The following is a 15,849-nucleotide window of genomic DNA, read 5'->3' on the forward strand; positions in this document are numbered from 1 at the left end:
GAACAGACGACCGGTGATGAGCGCTCGCGCGAAGAACAGACGACCGGTGATGAGCGCTCGCGCGAAGAACAGACGACCGGTGATGAGCGCTCGCGCGAAGAACAGACGACCGGTGATGAGCGCTTGCGCGAAGAAGCTCGGGGCTCTGCTCGCGGCGGCGGCGATGCTGACCGGCTGCGGGCAGGCGGCGTCGGTGATGCCCTCGCCCATGGTGACGCTCGCGCCGCCCACCCCGGCAGGTATGGAGGAGATGCCGCCGCAACCGGCGCGCGCACCCGTCGAGCCCGAAGACGAGTGCAACCGCACCGCGAGCCTGCGGCCGTTCGACACCAAAGCCGAGGCCGACGCCGCGGTTCAGAACATCAGGGCGCGCGGACGGCTCATCGTCGGACTCGATATCGGCAGCAACCTGTTCTCCTTCCGGGACCCGATCAGCGGCGACATCACCGGTTTCGACGTCGACATCGCAGGCGAGATCGCCCGCGACATCTTCGGCACCCCGTCGCAGGTCGAGTACCGGATCCTCTCGTCGGCCGACAGGATCGCCGCCCTGCAGAACAACCAGGTCGACGTGGTCGTCAAGACCATGACGATCACATGTGAGCGCAAGAAGCAGGTCAACTTCTCGACCGTGTACTTCAGCGCCAACCAGCGGATCCTGGCGCCGCGCGACTCGACGATCGCGCAGGCGCCGGACCTCTCCGGCAGACGGGTGTGCGTCGCGAAGGGCACGACGTCGCTGCAGCGAATCCAGCAGATCACGCCGCCGCCGCTCGTCGTCGGAGTCGTGACGTGGGCCGACTGCCTGGTCGCGCTGCAGCAGCGTCAGGTCGACGCGGTCAGCACCGACGACTCCATTCTGGCCGGGCTGGTGGCGCAGGATCCGTACCTGCACATCGTGGGGCCCAGCCTCAACGAGGAGCCCTACGGCATCGGGATCAACCTGCAGAACACCGGGCTGGTGCGGTACGTCAACGGCACGCTGGAGCGGATCCGCCGGGACGGCACGTGGAACACGCTGTACCGCAAATGGTTGACAGTGCTTGGACCCGCGCCGTCGCCGCCCTACGCGAGGTACGTCGACTGATGGCCGAGATGCACGACGACTTCGAAGGCGCCACCGCGGGCACACCGTCGTCGGAGCCGACAGTTGGCACACCGTCGTCGGAGCCGACAGTTGGCACACCGTCGTCGGAGCCGACAGTTGGCACACAGCCGGCCAGCCTCGACGACCTCGAGGAACTCGACGGCGACTCGGCCTCGACGCTGCGCCCGATGTCCACCCAGGCGGTGTTCCGGCCGCACTTCGACGACGACGACTCCGATGCCGTCTCGGTGAGCACCGGTGACACCGAACCGCAGGACCACACCACTGCGACGCGCGCACTGTCGCCGATGCGCCGTCTGGGCGGCGGGCTCGTGGAGATCCCGCGGGTGCGGGCGAGAGATCCACTTCGGGCGCTGATGACCAATCCGGTTGTCGCCGAGTCGAAAAGATTCTGCTGGAACTGCGGACGTCCGGTCGGCCGCTCCACCGCCGATGGAAAGGCGATGTCGGAGGGCTGGTGCCCGCACTGTGGCAGCGCGTATTCCTTTCAGCCGCAGCTGAGTCCAGGCGAGATGGTCATCGGCCAATACGAAATCAAGGGCTGCATCGCCCACGGCGGACTTGGCTGGGTATATCTGGCGTTCGACCACAACGTCAACGAGCGGCCGGTCGTACTGAAGGGGTTGGTGCACTCGGGGGACGCCGAAGCCCAGGCCATCGCGATGGCCGAACGGCAGTTTCTGGCCGAGGTCACCCACCCGGGAATCGTGAAGATCTACAACTTCGTCGAGCATCCCGACAAGCACGGCAACCCCATCGGATACATCGTGATGGAGTACGTCGGCGGCACGTCGCTCAAACAAGCCAAAGGTGAGAAGCTGCCGGTCGCCCAGTCCATCGGCTACATGCTCGAGATCCTGCCCGCGCTCGGCTACCTGCATTCGATCGGGCTGACATACAACGACCTCAAGCCCGAGAACATCATGATCACCGAGGAGCAGCTCAAGCTGATCGACCTCGGCGCGGTGTCGCGGATCAACTCGTTCGGATACCTGTACGGCACGCCGGGTTACCAGGCGCCGGAGATCGTCCGGACCGGCCCGACGGTGGCCACCGACATCTACACCGTTGGCCGCACCCTGGCCGCGCTCACGCTGAATCTGCGCACCCGCAAGGGGCGCTACGTCGACGGCCTGCCCGAAGACGATCCGGTGCTGGCGGAGTACGACTCGTTCGGCCGGTTGCTGCGCCGCGCGATCGACCCCGACCCGCGGCGGCGGTTCGGCAGCGCCGAGGAGATGTCGAGCCAGTTACTCGGCGTGCTGCGCGAGGTGGTGGCACAGGATTCCGGCATGCCGCGGCCCGGCCTGTCGACAGTGTTCTCCCCCACCCGTTCGACGTTCGGGATCGATCTGCTTGTCGCACACACCGACGTCTACCTCGACGGCCAGGTGCATTCGGAGAAGCTGACCGCGCAGGAGATCGTCAGGGCGCTGCCCGTGCCGCTGGTCGACCCCACGGATGTCGGCGCGCCGGTGTTGTCGGCGAGCGTGCTGAGCCAGCCCGTACAGACTCTGGATCAGCTGCGGGCCGCCCGCCACGGGGCTCTCGACTCCGAGGGCATCGACGTGTCCGAATCGGTCGAGCTGCCGTTGATGGAGGTGCGCGCGCTGTTGGACCTCGGCGACGTCGCCAAGGCCACCCGCAAGCTCGACGACCTTGCCGAGCGAGTCGGCTGGCGCTGGCGACTGGTGTGGTTCCGTGCGGTGTCGGAATTGCTCACCGCTGACTTCGAGTCGGCGACAAAGGATTTCACAGAGGTGCTCGACACGCTGCCCGGTGAGTTGGCACCCAAGCTCGCCATGGCGGCCACGGCCGAGCTGGCGGGCAACGCCGACGAGCGCAGGTTCTACAAGACCGTGTGGTCGACCGACAACGGGGTCATCTCGGCAGGCTTCGGGCTGGCACGCGCACAGTCCGCAGCGGGCGAACGCGACAGTGCCGTGCGCACGCTGGACGAGGTTCCGGTGATGTCCCGGCATTTCACCACCGCCCGGCTGACAAGCGCCGTGACCCTGCTTTCCGGCCGCTCCACCAACGAGATCACCGAGCAACACATCCGCGATGCCGCCCGCCGTGTGGAGGCGCTGCCCGATACCGAACCGCGTGTGCTGCAAATTCGCGCGCTTGTGCTGGGGACCGCCATGGATTGGCTGGCCGACAACACTGCGAGCACCAACCACATCCTCGGTTTTCCGTTCACCGAGCACGGTCTTCAACTCGGCGTCGAGTCGTCGCTGCGCAGCCTCGCCAGGGTCGCGCCCACTCAGGCGCACCGGTATGCCCTGGTAGATCTGGCGAACAGCGTGCGCCCCACGTCGACCTTCTGAACCCGCGCCTCGAGTCGTCGGCGTCGCGACTGGTTGGCGAAGTTGTTGGTCTCTGATTCTGGTCAACCCCCCGGATCGGGAGTAACGTCCGCAGCAGGTTGAGTTAGCAGCCGACCGATGACGTCATCGGTGCACGCGGATTCTCCGTGTGCGGCGGCTTGAGCTACCAGAGCCCATCCCCTGACGGCATCCACAGTACGAATTGACATTCGGCTGAGGGAGCTCAGATGTCCGAAGTTGGCACATATCGAGTGTTCAGGCCCGACCCCGGCGCACTCGACCCCATCGAAGAACACCACCGCGCCACGTTCGCGGCGTGCCGTTCACCGGAATCGACGATGCTGGTCACCGTCGAAGGCGAAGTCGACGCGGCCAACAGCCGCCTTCTTGCCCGCTACGTCGAGCGGCACGTGGTGGGGTCGGAACATCTGATCCTGGACCTGAGGCTCGTCGACTTCTTCGGCACCGCAGGATTCGCCGCACTTCACAACGTCAACGTGACGTGCTCGCGCTACGGCATCAGCTGGAATCTGCGCGCGGGGCGCCAGACCCGGCGCATCCTGGCCATCTGCGATCCGGACGGCACGCTGCCGCTGGAGGAGCCGCAGTCAGTTCTCGACGAACTGGACGCAGGCGCGGGCGATCGCGAGCTCCTCGTTGGTGGGAATCACTAGCACCGTCGTCGGCGAATCCTGCGCCGAGATCCGGCGGGCCGCCCTGCCGGGGCTTGCGTTGAGGTGTTCGTCGAGTTCGATGCCCAGCGTCGTCATCCCGCTCACGGCGTCTCGTCGCACGGCCGAATCGTTCTCTCCCACACCCGCGGTGAACGTGATGACGTCGACGGAGCCGAGTAGCGCCAGGTAGGCCCCGATGTACTTGCGCAGCCGGTGGATGTAGACGTCGTAGGCCAGCCTGGCCGCCTCATCGCCGGCGTCGATGCGCTGGTGCAGAACGCGGAAGTCGATCTCGCCGCCGAGCCCACGGACGCCGGAGCGGCGGTTGAGCATCTCCTCGACGTCCTCGACGCTCATACCGGCCGTGCGAACCAGGTAGGTCAGCACGCCGGGGTCGATGTCGCCGGAGCGGGTGCCCATCACCAGCCCCTCCATCGGCGTCAGTCCCATCGAGGTGTCGATCGGCCTGCCGCCGACGATCGCCGACGCCGAGGCGCCGTTGCCGAGGTGCAACACGATCTGACTCAACGACTGCAGCGGTACACCGAGGAATTCGGCGGCCTGCTCGCTGACGTACTGATGCGACGTCCCGTGGAAGCCGTAGCGCCGGATGTCCCACCGCTCGGCGACCTCACGGTCGATGGCGTAAGTGGCTGCGGCGGGCGGCAGGTCGTGGAAGAAGGCGGTGTCGAACACCGCGACGTGCGGCAGGTCGGGCAGTGCCTTGCGAGCCACCTCGATTCCGAGCACCGCGGGCGGATTGTGCAGCGGCGCGAGCGGTGACAAATCTTCGAGAGTGTCGATCAGAGCGTCATCGATCAGGGCGGGCGCATGCAGATGTGGTCCGCCGTGCACCACGCGATGGCCCACCGCGACGACGCCTGCCATGTCGTCGGCGAGCTCGTCGAACACCACCCGCAGCGCGGCGTCGTGGTCGGGCACCTGCCCCTCGCCGATTCGCTCGATGGTGCCGTCGGCAACCATGGTGGCCGAGTCTGGTTCGACCACAGCATATTTCAGCGATGATGAACCAGAGTTCACGACGAGAACTCGGCGGGCCGTCACAGGGTCTGCGCCTGGATAGCGGTGATCGCGACCGTGTTGACGATGTCCTCCACCAGCGCGCCACGGGAGAGGTCGTTCACCGGTTTCTTGAGCCCTTGCAGCACCGGGCCGACCGCAATCGCGCCGGCGCTGCGCTGCACCGCCTTGTAGGTGTTGTTGCCGGTGTTGAGGTCAGGGAAGATCAACACGGTCGCCCGGCCCGCCACTTTCGAGTCGGGCATCTTCGTCTTGGCGACCGACGGTTCCACCGCCGCGTCGTACTGTATGGGGCCGTCGACGAGCAGGTCCGGTTCGCGCTGGTGCACCAGTTCCGTTGCCGCGCGGACTTTGTCGACGTCGGCACCGGTGCCGCTGGTGCCGGTCGAGTAGGACAGCATGGCCACCCGAGGCTCGATCCCGAAGCGGGCTGCGGTGCGCGCGGAGGAGATCGCGATGTCGGCCAGCTGCTCGGACGTGGGATCCGGCACGATAGCGCAGTCCCCGTAGGCCAGCACCCGGTCGGCCAGACACATCAGGAAGATGCTCGACACCGTGTTCACGTCGGGCAGCGTCTTGATGATCTCGAAGGACGGCCGGACCGTGTGGGCCGTGGTGTGCCTCGCGCCGGAGACCATGCCGTCCACCATGTCGTTGTGCACCAGCATGGTGCCGAAGTACGAGACGTCGTGGATGATCTCGCGGGCCTGCTCGACGGTCACACCCTTGTGCTTGCGCAGCTCGGCGTACTGCTCTGCGAACCTGTCACACAGATCGCTGGTCTGCGGGTTGAGCACGGTCGCCGCGGAGATGTCGACGCCGAGTTCGGCTGCGCGGGGGCGGATCTGGCCCTCGTCGCCGAGGATCGTCAGCTCGGCGACACCACGCTGTAGCAGTCGGCCCGCCGCGGTCAGGATTCGGTCGTCGTCGCCTTCGGGCAGCACGATGTGCTTGCGGTCCGAACGCGCCCAGTCCAGCAACTGGTAGGTGAACATCTGCGGGGTGACGACGTCGGGGATCGGTGTGACCGACTGCGCCAGCAGATCCGCGGTGTCGACGTGGGCGTCCATCAGGGCCAGTGCCGTGTCGATCTTGCGCAGCGACGTGGCTGTGACGCGGCCACGCGCGCCAGCAACGCGACTCGCGGTCTCGAAGGTGCCGAATCGGGTGGCAATAATCGGCAGGCGCAGCCCGAGGCCGGCCACCAGCGTCGCGATCGACGGGTGCAACTCAAGGCCGCCGTTGAGGATGATGCACGACAACGACGGGAATCCCTCTGCCGCATGCGCACTCACTACCGCGAGTACCACGTCGGAGCGGTCACCCGGCGTGATGACGGCCACGCCCTCCTTCAAACGCTCGAGCACGTGTTCGGCCGTCATGCCCGCCACCAGCACCTCGAGCGCCTCGCGGTTCAGCAGCGCGGGATCGCCTGCGATCACCGTGCCCTCGACTGCGTCTCGCAGTTCGGCGACCGACGGGGCGACCAGTAACGGCTCTTCGGGCAGCACGTAGCACTTCGGCACGAACGGTTCCAGCGCTGCGGACACCGCGTTCAGTTGGGCGGGATCGCACCTGTTGGCGACGACGGCGGCGGTGTGCGCATGCTGAGCGGCCACTTCACCGAGGCAGATGTCGACGATGTGGGCGACCTGCTCGGGGGTACGGTCCTTCGCCTTGACCGCGAGAACGACGGGAGCGCCGAGGTTGGCGGCGATGCGGGCGTTTGTGGACAGCTCGCTGGGCGCGGCGACGTCGGTGTAGTCGCTGCCGACGATGAGCACTGCGTCGCACCGGTCGGCGACACGGTGGTACCTGTCCACGATGTCGGCGAGCGCCGCGTCGGGGTCCTCGTGCAGCCGCTCATAGCCGACGCCCACGCAGTCGTCGTAGTCGAGGCCTGCGGTGCTGTGGTCGAGCAGTAGCTCGAGAATGTAGTCGCGGTCTTCGCCGAGCCGGGTGATGGGCCGAAACACGCCGACTTTCGCCACCGTCGCCGCCAGTCGATGCAGGATGCCCAGCGCGACGGTCGACTTGCCGGTGTCCCCCTCCGGCGATGCGACGTAGACCGCGCTCGAGCGCTCGCGCGAAGACAATGGCCCCGTGGACACGGGTCCCAGCCTGCCAAACCATCACGGCTCGCGCAGCGGCGGATCCCGGAACTCCTCGGTGAGGTCGACGAGGCGGTCGAGATAGGCCAGCGCCGCGTCGGCGTCGAGGCCTGCGTCGCGGAAGAAGACGCACTCGTCGACGCCGCCCTCGGCAAGGACCGCCAGCTCGCGCTTGTTGAGCGGCGCGATGGTCTTCTCGGAGCTGTCGAAACCGCGCCGGTCGGCACCGATCAGGGTCACCGGAAGTGCATCGCGGCCCACGTCGACACCGCGCCGACGCAACTGGGCGATGTCGGCCACCAGCGACTCGGGCGGGCCGACGAGGTTTGGCGCCCAGCCATCGCCGTACTCGAGAACCCGGTCGAACACCGTGGGCCCGTTTCCGCCGACCAGAATCGGAACATGCGGACGCTGCACCGGTTTCGGCCATGAGTAGATCGGGCCGAAGGAGACGAACTGCCCGTGGAAATCCGCGCGCTCGTGTGTCCAGATCTGCTTCATCGCCAGCACGCGTTCGCGCATCAGGGCCATCCGGGTCTTCGGATCGGTGTCGTGGTTCACCATCTCCTCGCGCAGCCAGCCCGCACCGATGCCGAGCTGGAAGCGGCCGCCGGAGAGGACGTCGAGCGAGGCGACCTCTTTGGCGAGGATGATCGGGTCACGCTGCACGACCAGAGCGATCCCGGTGCCCAGCGTCAGTCGCTCAGTGGCCATCGCTGCCGCGGTGAGCGCGACGAAGGGGTCCAGCGAGCGTAGATAGTCGCGGGGCGGCAGGTCGGTGTCCGGGGGCGGCGGCGCCGCGACCGGATAGTGGGTGTGCTCACTGACGTACAGGGAGTCGAACCCGCGTTGCTCCAGCGCCGCGGCGAGGCGGTCGGGCCGCAACCCCTCATCGGTGATAAACGAGCAGACGCCGAACCTCATGGCAGTCAGCGTGCCGCGCTGCGTCCGGAGCCGACAGTGCCTGTCGATGGTGGGACTGCAACCACCACCAACATCTCGGCCTACAGTCGAGGACATGTCCGTCGAGCAGATCCGTCGCGGGCCGCGGCGGGCCGAACTGCGCGAGTTTCTCCGGTCCCGACGCGCCAGGCTCACTCCTGCCGACGTCGGCCTGGCGGCAGGCGGCCGCCGTCGCACCCCGGGCCTGCGGCGCGAAGAGGTGGCCATGCTGGCCGGTATCGGTATCTCCTGGTACACGTGGCTCGAACAGGGCAGGGACATCTCGGCCTCGGTCGACGTGCTTGACGCGATCAGCGCGACGCTTCGCTTGAGTCCCGCGGAGCGGGCGCACCTGCATCGCCTCGCCGGGGCCGTCCCGCCGTCGGACGTCCACCTCGACGCGGGCCCGGTACCGCCGGAACTCGGTCGACTGATCGACGCATGGTCTCCGCGCCCGGCGATGCTGCAGGATCGGCACTGGAACCTGCTGGCGATCAACGACGGCACCCGGGAGGCGTTCGGCTACACCGATTCCGACCGCAACTGCCTCGTCAGCTTCTTTACCAACACCCGCTACCGCGAGATGTACGTCGAGTGGGCCGCCGCGGCACCCGGCGTAGTCGCGGCGTTCCGCGCCGACGCGGGTCGATACCTCGACGACCCTGAGTTCGCGCGCATTGCTTCCGAATTGCGCACCCACAGTGCCGAATTCGCCGAGCTGTGGGATCGCAACGACGTCGGCCCGCACCTGCAGGCGGTCAAGGCGGTCCGTCACCCCGAGGCGGGTGAACTCGTCTTCGACAAGACCACTCTCGCGGTGACCGACCACCCGGACTGGCATCTGGTGCTCTACAACCCGCGGCCCGACACCTCGACCGAGTCCCGCCTGATCGGGCTTCTGACCGGGTAGCCCCTCAACTGACGGTCGGGTCCACCGGAATCTCGATAACGGTCGACAGGCCGCGGTGGTCGGATCCTGGCAACACCACCGTCTGCGCCGCGGTGGCCGAGCAGTGCCGGACGAGCACGTGGTCGATGCCGACGACCGGCGGGCGCCACGGGCGGCTCGGATAGGTGAGCGTCAGTCCGGCGCCTGCCTGCTCGGCGGCATCGCGGTAATGCTCTTCCAGCAGCCGGCGGAACGGCCGCATGTCGTAGGTGGCATTCAGGTCACCCGCCACGATCACCGCGCCGGAGCCCGAATTGCGGCCGATCTCGCCCAGCGTCGCGGGGAGCTTCTCGATGTCGCCGCGGAACCAGCGCAGCGGCTGCACCCACGGTGCGGCCAGGTGCACCGCGAGCACCGTCGCATCGAATCTGACGCCGGGCACCCGGATCTGGGCGCTGAGCATGGGCATCTGATAGCCGCCGATGGACGTCGCGCTCACGATCGGATGACGGCTCCACACGCCGATGCCCGCCGCCAACGGGTGCGGATCGATCGCCCGGTGCGGGAAGACGCCGTCCAGGCCGGCCGCCGACATCGCGCCGGCCGCCTCGGGGGTCATCTCCTGAACGACGAGCACATCGGCCGATTCGCCGGCGAGCGCGACGACCGCACGCGGATCAGCGCGGCCCATCCCGAGATTCGCGCTGAGCACGCGCACCGAGACCGTCGGCACCGTGAGTTTCTCGGGCCCGACGAATCGCGGCAGCAGGACGGCCAGCATCACCGCGCACAACAGCGAAGCCGCGATCGTCAGGATCCACCGCCGAGAAACAGCGAACAGCACCATGGCCACCAGGCCTGCCACCGTCAGGTACGGCGAAGCGGCGGCGACGACCAGCACCACCTCGTTGCTGATCGCTAGATACCGCGACGCCAGTCCGACGGCGGCCACGGCGAACGCGAGCACGCCGAGGGCGGTCGCCAACACACGAAACATGTTGTGCTGGAACGTCTGCTAGCCGTATCAGCCGAGGCGGCGCAGCCGCGGCTCCAGGTCCTTCTGGAAGAGTTCGAGGAACCGACGCTGGTCGTGGCCCGGGGCGTGGAAGACGAGGTGGTTGAGCCCCCAGTCGACGTAGTCCTTGACCTTCTCGACGGCCTCGTCGGGGTCCGACGCGACGATCCAGCGTTTGGCAACCTGTTCGATGGGCAGCGCGTCGGCGGCCTTCTCCATCTCGATCGGGTCGTCGATGCTGTGCTTCTGCTCGGCGGTCAGCGACAGCGGCGCCCAGAACCGCGTGTTCTCCAGCGCCAGTTCCGGATCGGTGTCATATGAGATCTTGATCTCGATCATCCGGTCGATGTCGTCGGCGTTGCGGTCGGCCGCTTGGGCGCCCTCCTTCACTGCGGGGATGAGCTTGTCCTTGTACAGCTCTTCGCCCTTGCCCGACGTGCAGATGAATCCGTCGCCTGCGCGGCCGGCGTACTTGGCCACCACGGGTCCGCCCGCGGCGATGTACACGGGGATGCCGCCCTCGGGCACGTCGTAGATCGACGCGCCCTTCGTGCGGTAGTACTCGCCGTCGAAGTCGACGCGGTCGCCGAGCCACAGCTCGCGCATCAGCCGCACCGACTCACGCAGACGGGCGAAGCGTTCTTTGAACTCCGGCCAGTCGCCCTCGTACCCGGTGGCGATCTCGTTGAGCGCTTCACCGGTGCCGACTCCGAGGAAGATCCGATCGGGGTACAGGCAGCCCATCGTCGCGAACGCCTGCGCGATGACGGCGGGGTTGTAGCGGAACGTCGGTGTCAGCACCGATGTGCCGAGGAGCAATCGCTCGGTGCGCTCGCCCACGGCCGCCATCCACGCCAGCGACCATGGCGCGTGACCGCCTTCGTGGCGCCACGGTTGGAAGTGGTCGCTGACGGTCGCGCTGTCCATACCGTGCTCTTCGGCGGCCACGGCCAGTTCGACGAGTTCTCGCGGCGCGAACTGCTCCGCCGACGCCTTGTATCCCAGTTTCAGTTCAGGCACACGTTCTTTCTACCCTTCATGCCTAAACTCGGCTGATGGCGCCGTCCCTGACAGCCGTCACCGAACATGTCCACTTCGCCCGCACGGATCTCGTCAACTGGACACTCGTCACCGACGGTGACGGCGTGATGCTGATCGACGCCGGTTTCCCCGGGAACCGCGACGAGGTGGTGAGCTCGCTACGCCAGATCGGCTTCGACGCGGACGACCTGCGGGCGATCCTGCTGACCCACGCGCACGTCGACCACTTCGGTTCGGCCATCTGGTTCGCGAAAACCCATGGCACACCGGTGTACTGCCACGCCGCCGAGGTCGGACACTCCAAGCGCGAATACCTCGAACAGGCTTCGCCCGCCGACGTCGCGAGACGCATCTGGCAACCGCGCTACCTGACGTGGTCGCTGGCGATCGCCCGCAAGGGGGCGCTGACCCACGAGGGCATCCCGAGCACGCAGGCGCTCACCGAAGACCTCGCCGCCGGGCTGCCGGGCAAGCCCATGGCGATTCCGACTCCCGGGCACACCGGTGGGCACTGCTCGTACATCGTCGACGGCGTGCTCGTCAGCGGCGACGCCCTGGTCACCGGCCACCCCCTGCTGCCGCGCGGCGGGCCGCAACTGCTGCCCACACTGTTCAACCACGACCAGGACGGGTGCGTGCGCAGCCTGGCGGCGCTCGGGCTGCTGAACACGGACATCCTGCTGCCGGGACACGGGCCGGCGTGGCACGGTTCGATCCGCGAGGCCGTCGATCAGGCCACCGCCGGCTGAGCCGGGAGTCAGGCCAGGGTGTCGTAGCCGAGCAGGAAGATCGCGGTCAGGCACAAGCCGCACGCCACGACGACGGACGGCATCAGAATCATCGTGTCGAGTTCCTCGTCGTCGAGCACGTCGCTGTCGAATCGTCCGAACAGCACGCGGGCGATGCCGGTCCTGCGAAATGCGTGCACCATTGCCCGCACTGCTCTGGTGTCGCGGCGTCTGCCGACGAACACCCGCGAGGCGAAACCTGCGATGAACGTCAGCACGGAAGCCGCGAGCAGCAGCCAGCCGATAGTCGCCTGTGTGAGAGCCAACACCACCCCCGGTGTTCGGTTATCGGGTGACTACCCCGTCGAGATCTTTCGCGAACGCGATCGGGTAGACCTCGCCCTCGGACGGTAACGGTTGCGCCAGCCGGGTGTATCCGGCTGCGAGGTACAGCGCTTCCGCTTCCGGCTGACGATCGCCGGTCGTCAGATACACGCGGCGGTATCCCCGGGTGGCGATCTCCGCCTCGAGTGCGGCAAGAAGCGCTCGCGCGTGGCCCCGCTGCCGTTGCCGGCTGTCGGTCCAGATCCGCTTGAGTTCGGCGGTTGTCTCGTCGAATCGGCAGAATCCGCCACCGGTGACAGGACGGCCGTCCAGTAGGCCCACCAGCAGCCCGCCGCCGGGTGGGGTGAACTCGGCGGGAGCGGAGCGCAGCCACCGCGCCACACCCTCGACCGTGCCGCCGTAACGCTGCGCGTATTCCACAGCGAGTTCGGCCAGCAGGGGCTCGGCCAGCGGATCATCCTGCTCGACGGGCACGAAACGCAGCGGGGTCGCAACGGTCACGCATTCGAAGATAGTCCACTTCCACTCCAAACTTGACACGTGTAAAGTTTGGCCGCATGGACAACATCAGGGGTAAGACCATCGCGATCACCGGGGCCGCGCGCGGCATCGGATTTGCCACCGCGAAGGCACTGCTGGCTCGCGGCGCGCGGGTCGTCATCGGCGACCGGGATGTGGCCCTGCAAGAGTCGGCCGTCGCACAGCTCACCAATCTGGGCTCCGCCTCGGGCTATCCCCTCGACGTCACCGACCGGGAGTCGTTCGCGACGTTCCTCGACAAGGCGCGCACCGACGGCGGTGGCCGGATCGACGTGCTGATCAACAACGCGGGCGTGATGCCGATCGGGCCTTTCCTGCAAGAAACCGAGCAGTCGATCCGATCTTCCCTCGAGGTCAACCTGTACGGGGTGATCACCGGATGCCAGTTGGCGCTGCCGGAGATGGTCGCGCGGCGCAGCGGCCACATCATCAACATCGCGTCGCTGTCGGGGCTGATTCCGGTGCCCGGCCAGGTGGTGTACGTCGGCGCGAAGTTCGGGGTGGTGGGCCTCTCGGCGGCACTGGCCGACGAGGTCGCACCCCATGGCGTGCAGGTGTCGGTGGTGATGCCGCCATTCACGAAGACCGAACTGATCTCCGGCACCAAGGAGACGATCGGCACCAAACCGGTTGAGCCGCATGAGATCGCCGCGGCGATCGTCAAGACGCTCGACAAACCCAAGACGCATGTGGCGGTACCGCCGTTTCTGCGCTTCACCGCTCAAGCCGCACAGATGCTGGGGCCGCGCGGCAGACGCTGGATGAATCGAAAGCTCGGACTCGACAACGTGTTCCTCGAGTTCGACACCACCGCGCGTCAGAACTACGAGCAGCGCGCCCGCGGGGCGCAGGGCGTCGTCGAGGGCCAGGACAAGAGTTAGGGGTCGTCGCGGAGCTTGCTCGCGACCGCCGACTCTCGACCAGAGCACTGTCCGAAGTGCCCGGCTATCACCGACAAAGTCGATGACAGCGACAATGTCGTTGTTAGGTGGGCACGAAGGCCGGTGTTCCAGGAACGGTGTCGTTTCACTGTGCGGCGAACGTCGGCGGCGGATTCCCGGCGCGGAACCGCTCGATCGTCTCGACGTGGTCGAGGAACGCCTCGGGTGCGAACTCGGTATCGTCCGAGGTGCCTGCGAGCATCAGGTGCACGACCTCGGCATCCTCGTCCGCCGACATCCAGATCGTCGTCACCGCAGCGACTTCCATCTCGTCGGCATCCTCGACACTCGACGGCTCGTAGTACCAGAAGGCGAAATCCTCGTCGGACTCGTCCTCGTCGAATGTCCAGCCGCGCTCGGTGATTCGCTGATCGAATGCTTCCAGATCAGTGGCGATCGCGGCCTGCGTGGTGACCAGGTCGTCGAGCACGTCGGCCGGTAGCCAGTTCGCGCCCCGCGTCGCCCGCCGCTTGTTGCGGCGCGCTTTCTTCTGCTCGGACCGCCGCGACACTAACTCAGAGCCCGGTCCAGATCGGTGATGAGATCGTCGGTTCCCTCCAGCCCCACCGAGATTCGCACGACGCCGTCGCCCAATCCGATCGAGGCGCGGCCGTCTGGACCCATTGCGCGGTGCGTCGTGGTCGCGGGGTGGGTGATCAGGGACTTCGAATCTCCGAGGTTGTTGGAGATGTCGACGATCTGCAGCTTGTCGAGAACCTCGAAGGCCCGCTCCTTCGTGCCGCCCGCGAGTTCGAACGTCACGACGGTGCCGCCGCCGGTCATCTGCCGCTTCGCCAGGTCGTACTGCGGATGCGACTCCAGGAAGGGGTAGCGCACCCAACTCACCGCCGGATGACTCTCCAGGAACTCGGCGATCCGCTGCGCCGACGAGTTCTGGTGCTCCACCCGAACCGCGAGTGTCTCAAGCCCTTTCAGCAGCGTCCACGCGTTGAATGGGCTCAGAGCCGGCCCGGTGTGGCGCATCAACTTCTGCACCGGTTCGTCGATGTACTCCTTGTCGCCCAGGATCGCGCCGCCGAGCACACGCCCCTGCCCGTCGATGTGTTTGGTACCCGAATACACGACGACGTCGGCGCCGAGCGGGAAGCCCTGCTGCAGAATGGGAGTAGCGAAGACGTTGTCCAGCACCACTTTTGCGCCCGCAGCATGGGCCAGGTCGCACACTGCCGCGATGTCGACGAGCGACTGCATCGGGTTGGACGGCGTCTCGAAGAACACCGCCTGCGTCGGGACCGACAGCGCCTCTTCCCACTGCGAGAGATCCTCGCCGTCGACGAACACCGTCTCGACACCCCAGCGCGGCAGGATCTCGTTGCACACCACGAAGCACGATCCGAACAGGCTACGCGCGGCCACCAACCGGTCACCGGCGCCGAGCAACGCGCCCAACGACGTGAACACCGCCGCCATTCCGGTCGCCGTCGCGAAACACGCAGGCGCACCCTCCATCAGGCGCAACCGCTCCTCGAACATCGAGATCGTCGGGTTGCCGTAGCGCGAGTACACATAGCGGTCGATGTCGCCGGTGAACGCCTTCTCTGCCTCACCCGCCGAGGCGTAGACGTAGCCGGACGTCAGATACAACGCCTCGCTGGTCTCCTCGAAGCCCGACCTCAGCAGGCCGCCGCGCACTCCGAGAGTCGCCTGGCTGACGCCTTCGGGCAGTTCAGCCGGCTTGCGGACGCTGGGCACCTCTGAGGTCATGACTGCTTCCAGGGCAGGCCGACAGCCTTCCACCCGGTGCCGCCGCGATGCCGCTGGGCGTCGAGATTGCCCTCGAACCCGTCGAGCACGTTGTAGGACGGGCCGATCCCCGCTTCGGTGGCGGCCTCCGCCGCACCGATCGAACGGTTGCCCGACCGACACAGGAACACCACCGGACGCTGACCCGTGACGCCGGCCGCCTGCAGATCGTCGACGAAGGCGTCGTTGTGCGTACCGTCGCTGCGGCTCCATTCGATGAACACGACATCGCGTTGCAGCGGCGACAGATCAGGCACCCCGACGAAGCGCCATTCGGCGTCGGTGCGGCAATCGACCAGCACCGCCTCGGGATCATCGCTCAGCAGCTTCCAGGCCTCCTCAGGCGTGATGTCTCCGGCGTAGCTCACGGACCGAAGTGT

16 protein-coding genes are annotated in these 15,849 nt (G+C 67.1%); 6 read left to right on the forward strand and 10 right to left on the reverse strand.

Annotated elements, in window-relative coordinates; translation table 11 throughout:
• The first annotated feature begins 82 nt into the window (after positions 1 to 82).
• The 3 genes from N4S67_RS09500 to N4S67_RS09510 all read left to right on the forward strand — a co-directional run bounded on the left by N4S67_RS09500 (position 83) and on the right by N4S67_RS09510 (position 4,112).
• Positions 83 to 1,087 carry a glutamate ABC transporter substrate-binding protein gene (locus N4S67_RS09500; protein ID WP_260992693.1) on the forward strand — a complete coding sequence of 335 codons (1,005 nt, stop codon included), beginning with the start codon at positions 83 to 85 and terminating at the stop codon, positions 1,085 to 1,087.
• Positions 1,030 to 3,438, forward strand: coding sequence for a serine/threonine-protein kinase PknG (locus tag N4S67_RS09505; RefSeq protein WP_260992694.1), 2,409 nt, complete (start codon positions 1,030 to 1,032; stop codon positions 3,436 to 3,438). Before N4S67_RS09500 ends, N4S67_RS09505 begins: the two co-directional genes overlap by 58 nt.
• A gap of 227 nt (positions 3,439 to 3,665) precedes the next feature.
• Positions 3,666 to 4,112 (forward strand): STAS domain-containing protein, encoded by a 447-nt coding sequence (locus N4S67_RS09510; protein ID WP_260992695.1) that lies wholly within the window; start codon positions 3,666 to 3,668, stop codon positions 4,110 to 4,112.
• Here N4S67_RS09510 and N4S67_RS09515 read toward each other — a convergent pair.
• Genes N4S67_RS09515 through N4S67_RS09525 form a run of 3 tightly spaced genes read right to left on the reverse strand, consistent with a single transcriptional unit; the run spans position 4,047 to position 8,188 of the window.
• The gene (locus N4S67_RS09515) at positions 4,047 to 5,177 is read right to left on the reverse strand and encodes an acetate kinase (RefSeq protein WP_260992696.1); all 1,131 of its coding nucleotides are present in this window, start codon (positions 5,175 to 5,177) and stop codon (positions 4,047 to 4,049) included. The genes N4S67_RS09510 and N4S67_RS09515 overlap by 66 nt on opposite strands.
• Positions 5,174 to 7,264, reverse strand: a complete 2,091-nt coding sequence (gene pta / locus N4S67_RS09520; protein WP_260992697.1) for a phosphate acetyltransferase — start codon at positions 7,262 to 7,264, stop codon at positions 5,174 to 5,176. Before pta ends, N4S67_RS09515 begins: the two co-directional genes overlap by 4 nt.
• A 21-nt stretch (positions 7,265 to 7,285) precedes the next feature.
• Positions 7,286 to 8,188 carry an LLM class F420-dependent oxidoreductase gene (locus N4S67_RS09525; protein ID WP_260992698.1) on the reverse strand — a complete coding sequence of 301 codons (903 nt, stop codon included), beginning with the start codon at positions 8,186 to 8,188 and terminating at the stop codon, positions 7,286 to 7,288.
• Between the two features lie 94 nt (positions 8,189 to 8,282).
• Here N4S67_RS09525 and N4S67_RS09530 point away from each other — a divergent pair, with 94 nt between their 5' ends.
• The gene (locus tag N4S67_RS09530) at positions 8,283 to 9,116 is read left to right on the forward strand and encodes a helix-turn-helix transcriptional regulator (RefSeq protein ID WP_260992699.1); all 834 of its coding nucleotides are present in this window, start codon (positions 8,283 to 8,285) and stop codon (positions 9,114 to 9,116) included.
• Between the two features lie 4 nt (positions 9,117 to 9,120).
• On the opposite strand, the gene N4S67_RS09535 is transcribed toward N4S67_RS09530, so the two are convergent.
• The gene (locus N4S67_RS09535) at positions 9,121 to 10,092 is read right to left on the reverse strand and encodes an endonuclease/exonuclease/phosphatase family protein (RefSeq protein ID WP_260992700.1); all 972 of its coding nucleotides are present in this window, start codon (positions 10,090 to 10,092) and stop codon (positions 9,121 to 9,123) included.
• A gap of 27 nt (positions 10,093 to 10,119) precedes the next feature.
• Complete coding sequence (gene fgd, locus N4S67_RS09540) at positions 10,120 to 11,130, reverse strand: glucose-6-phosphate dehydrogenase (coenzyme-F420) (protein ID WP_260992701.1); 1,011 nt, start codon at positions 11,128 to 11,130, stop codon at positions 10,120 to 10,122.
• 35 nt (positions 11,131 to 11,165) lie between these two features.
• Between fgd and N4S67_RS09545 the strand changes: the two genes are divergently transcribed.
• On the forward strand, positions 11,166 to 11,900 hold the full coding sequence (locus tag N4S67_RS09545) for an MBL fold metallo-hydrolase (protein WP_260992702.1): 735 nt from the start codon (positions 11,166 to 11,168) through the stop codon (positions 11,898 to 11,900).
• A gap of 8 nt (positions 11,901 to 11,908) precedes the next feature.
• Here the strand turns inward: N4S67_RS09545 and N4S67_RS09550 are convergent, their stop codons facing one another.
• On the reverse strand, positions 11,909 to 12,205 hold the full coding sequence (locus N4S67_RS09550) for a hypothetical protein (RefSeq protein ID WP_260992703.1): 297 nt from the start codon (positions 12,203 to 12,205) through the stop codon (positions 11,909 to 11,911).
• A gap of 19 nt (positions 12,206 to 12,224) precedes the next feature.
• Complete coding sequence (locus N4S67_RS09555) at positions 12,225 to 12,725, reverse strand: GNAT family N-acetyltransferase (RefSeq protein WP_260992704.1); 501 nt, start codon at positions 12,723 to 12,725, stop codon at positions 12,225 to 12,227.
• 56 nt (positions 12,726 to 12,781) lie between these two features.
• Between N4S67_RS09555 and N4S67_RS09560 the strand changes: the two genes are divergently transcribed.
• The gene (locus N4S67_RS09560) at positions 12,782 to 13,645 is read left to right on the forward strand and encodes an SDR family oxidoreductase (RefSeq protein ID WP_260992705.1); all 864 of its coding nucleotides are present in this window, start codon (positions 12,782 to 12,784) and stop codon (positions 13,643 to 13,645) included.
• 145 nt (positions 13,646 to 13,790) lie between these two features.
• Here N4S67_RS09560 and N4S67_RS09565 read toward each other — a convergent pair whose 3' ends face one another.
• The 3 genes from N4S67_RS09565 to N4S67_RS09575 are packed head-to-tail and all read right to left on the reverse strand — an operon-like array spanning position 13,791 to position 15,837.
• Positions 13,791 to 14,216: a hypothetical protein gene (locus tag N4S67_RS09565; RefSeq protein WP_260992706.1), complete on the reverse strand. Its 426-nt coding sequence runs from the start codon at positions 14,214 to 14,216 to the stop codon at positions 13,791 to 13,793.
• Positions 14,216 to 15,430 (reverse strand): O-succinylhomoserine sulfhydrylase, encoded by a 1,215-nt coding sequence (locus tag N4S67_RS09570; protein WP_260992707.1) that lies wholly within the window; start codon positions 15,428 to 15,430, stop codon positions 14,216 to 14,218. The genes N4S67_RS09565 and N4S67_RS09570 overlap by 1 nt, the downstream gene beginning before the upstream one ends.
• The gene (locus tag N4S67_RS09575) at positions 15,427 to 15,837 is read right to left on the reverse strand and encodes a rhodanese-like domain-containing protein (protein ID WP_260992708.1); all 411 of its coding nucleotides are present in this window, start codon (positions 15,835 to 15,837) and stop codon (positions 15,427 to 15,429) included. Before N4S67_RS09575 ends, N4S67_RS09570 begins: the two co-directional genes overlap by 4 nt.
• Positions 15,838 to 15,849: the final 12 nt, after the last annotated feature.

The organism is Mycobacterium deserti (assembly GCF_025345615.1).
Classification (GTDB): Bacteria; Actinomycetota; Actinomycetes; order Mycobacteriales; family Mycobacteriaceae; genus Mycobacterium; species Mycobacterium deserti.

What these genes read in the sequence shown, in the direction of transcription:
- N4S67_RS09570 (WP_260992707.1), bottom strand. Translation starts at nt 15,430, where the DNA reads ATGACCTCAGAGGTGCCCAGCGTCCGCAAGCCGGCTGAACTGCCCGAA.
- N4S67_RS09525 (WP_260992698.1), bottom strand. Translation starts at nt 8,188, where the DNA reads ATGAGGTTCGGCGTCTGCTCGTTTATCACCGATGAGGGGTTGCGGCCC.
- N4S67_RS09545 (WP_260992702.1), top strand. Translation starts at nt 11,166, where the DNA reads ATGGCGCCGTCCCTGACAGCCGTCACCGAACATGTCCACTTCGCCCGC.
- N4S67_RS09510 (WP_260992695.1), top strand. Translation starts at nt 3,666, where the DNA reads ATGTCCGAAGTTGGCACATATCGAGTGTTCAGGCCCGACCCCGGCGCA.
- N4S67_RS09505 (WP_260992694.1), top strand. Translation starts at nt 1,030, where the DNA reads ATGGTTGACAGTGCTTGGACCCGCGCCGTCGCCGCCCTACGCGAGGTA.
- N4S67_RS09500 (WP_260992693.1), top strand. Translation starts at nt 83, where the DNA reads ATGAGCGCTCGCGCGAAGAACAGACGACCGGTGATGAGCGCTTGCGCG.
- N4S67_RS09530 (WP_260992699.1), top strand. Translation starts at nt 8,283, where the DNA reads ATGTCCGTCGAGCAGATCCGTCGCGGGCCGCGGCGGGCCGAACTGCGC.
- N4S67_RS09535 (WP_260992700.1), bottom strand. Translation starts at nt 10,092, where the DNA reads ATGTTTCGTGTGTTGGCGACCGCCCTCGGCGTGCTCGCGTTCGCCGTG.
- N4S67_RS09560 (WP_260992705.1), top strand. Translation starts at nt 12,782, where the DNA reads ATGGACAACATCAGGGGTAAGACCATCGCGATCACCGGGGCCGCGCGC.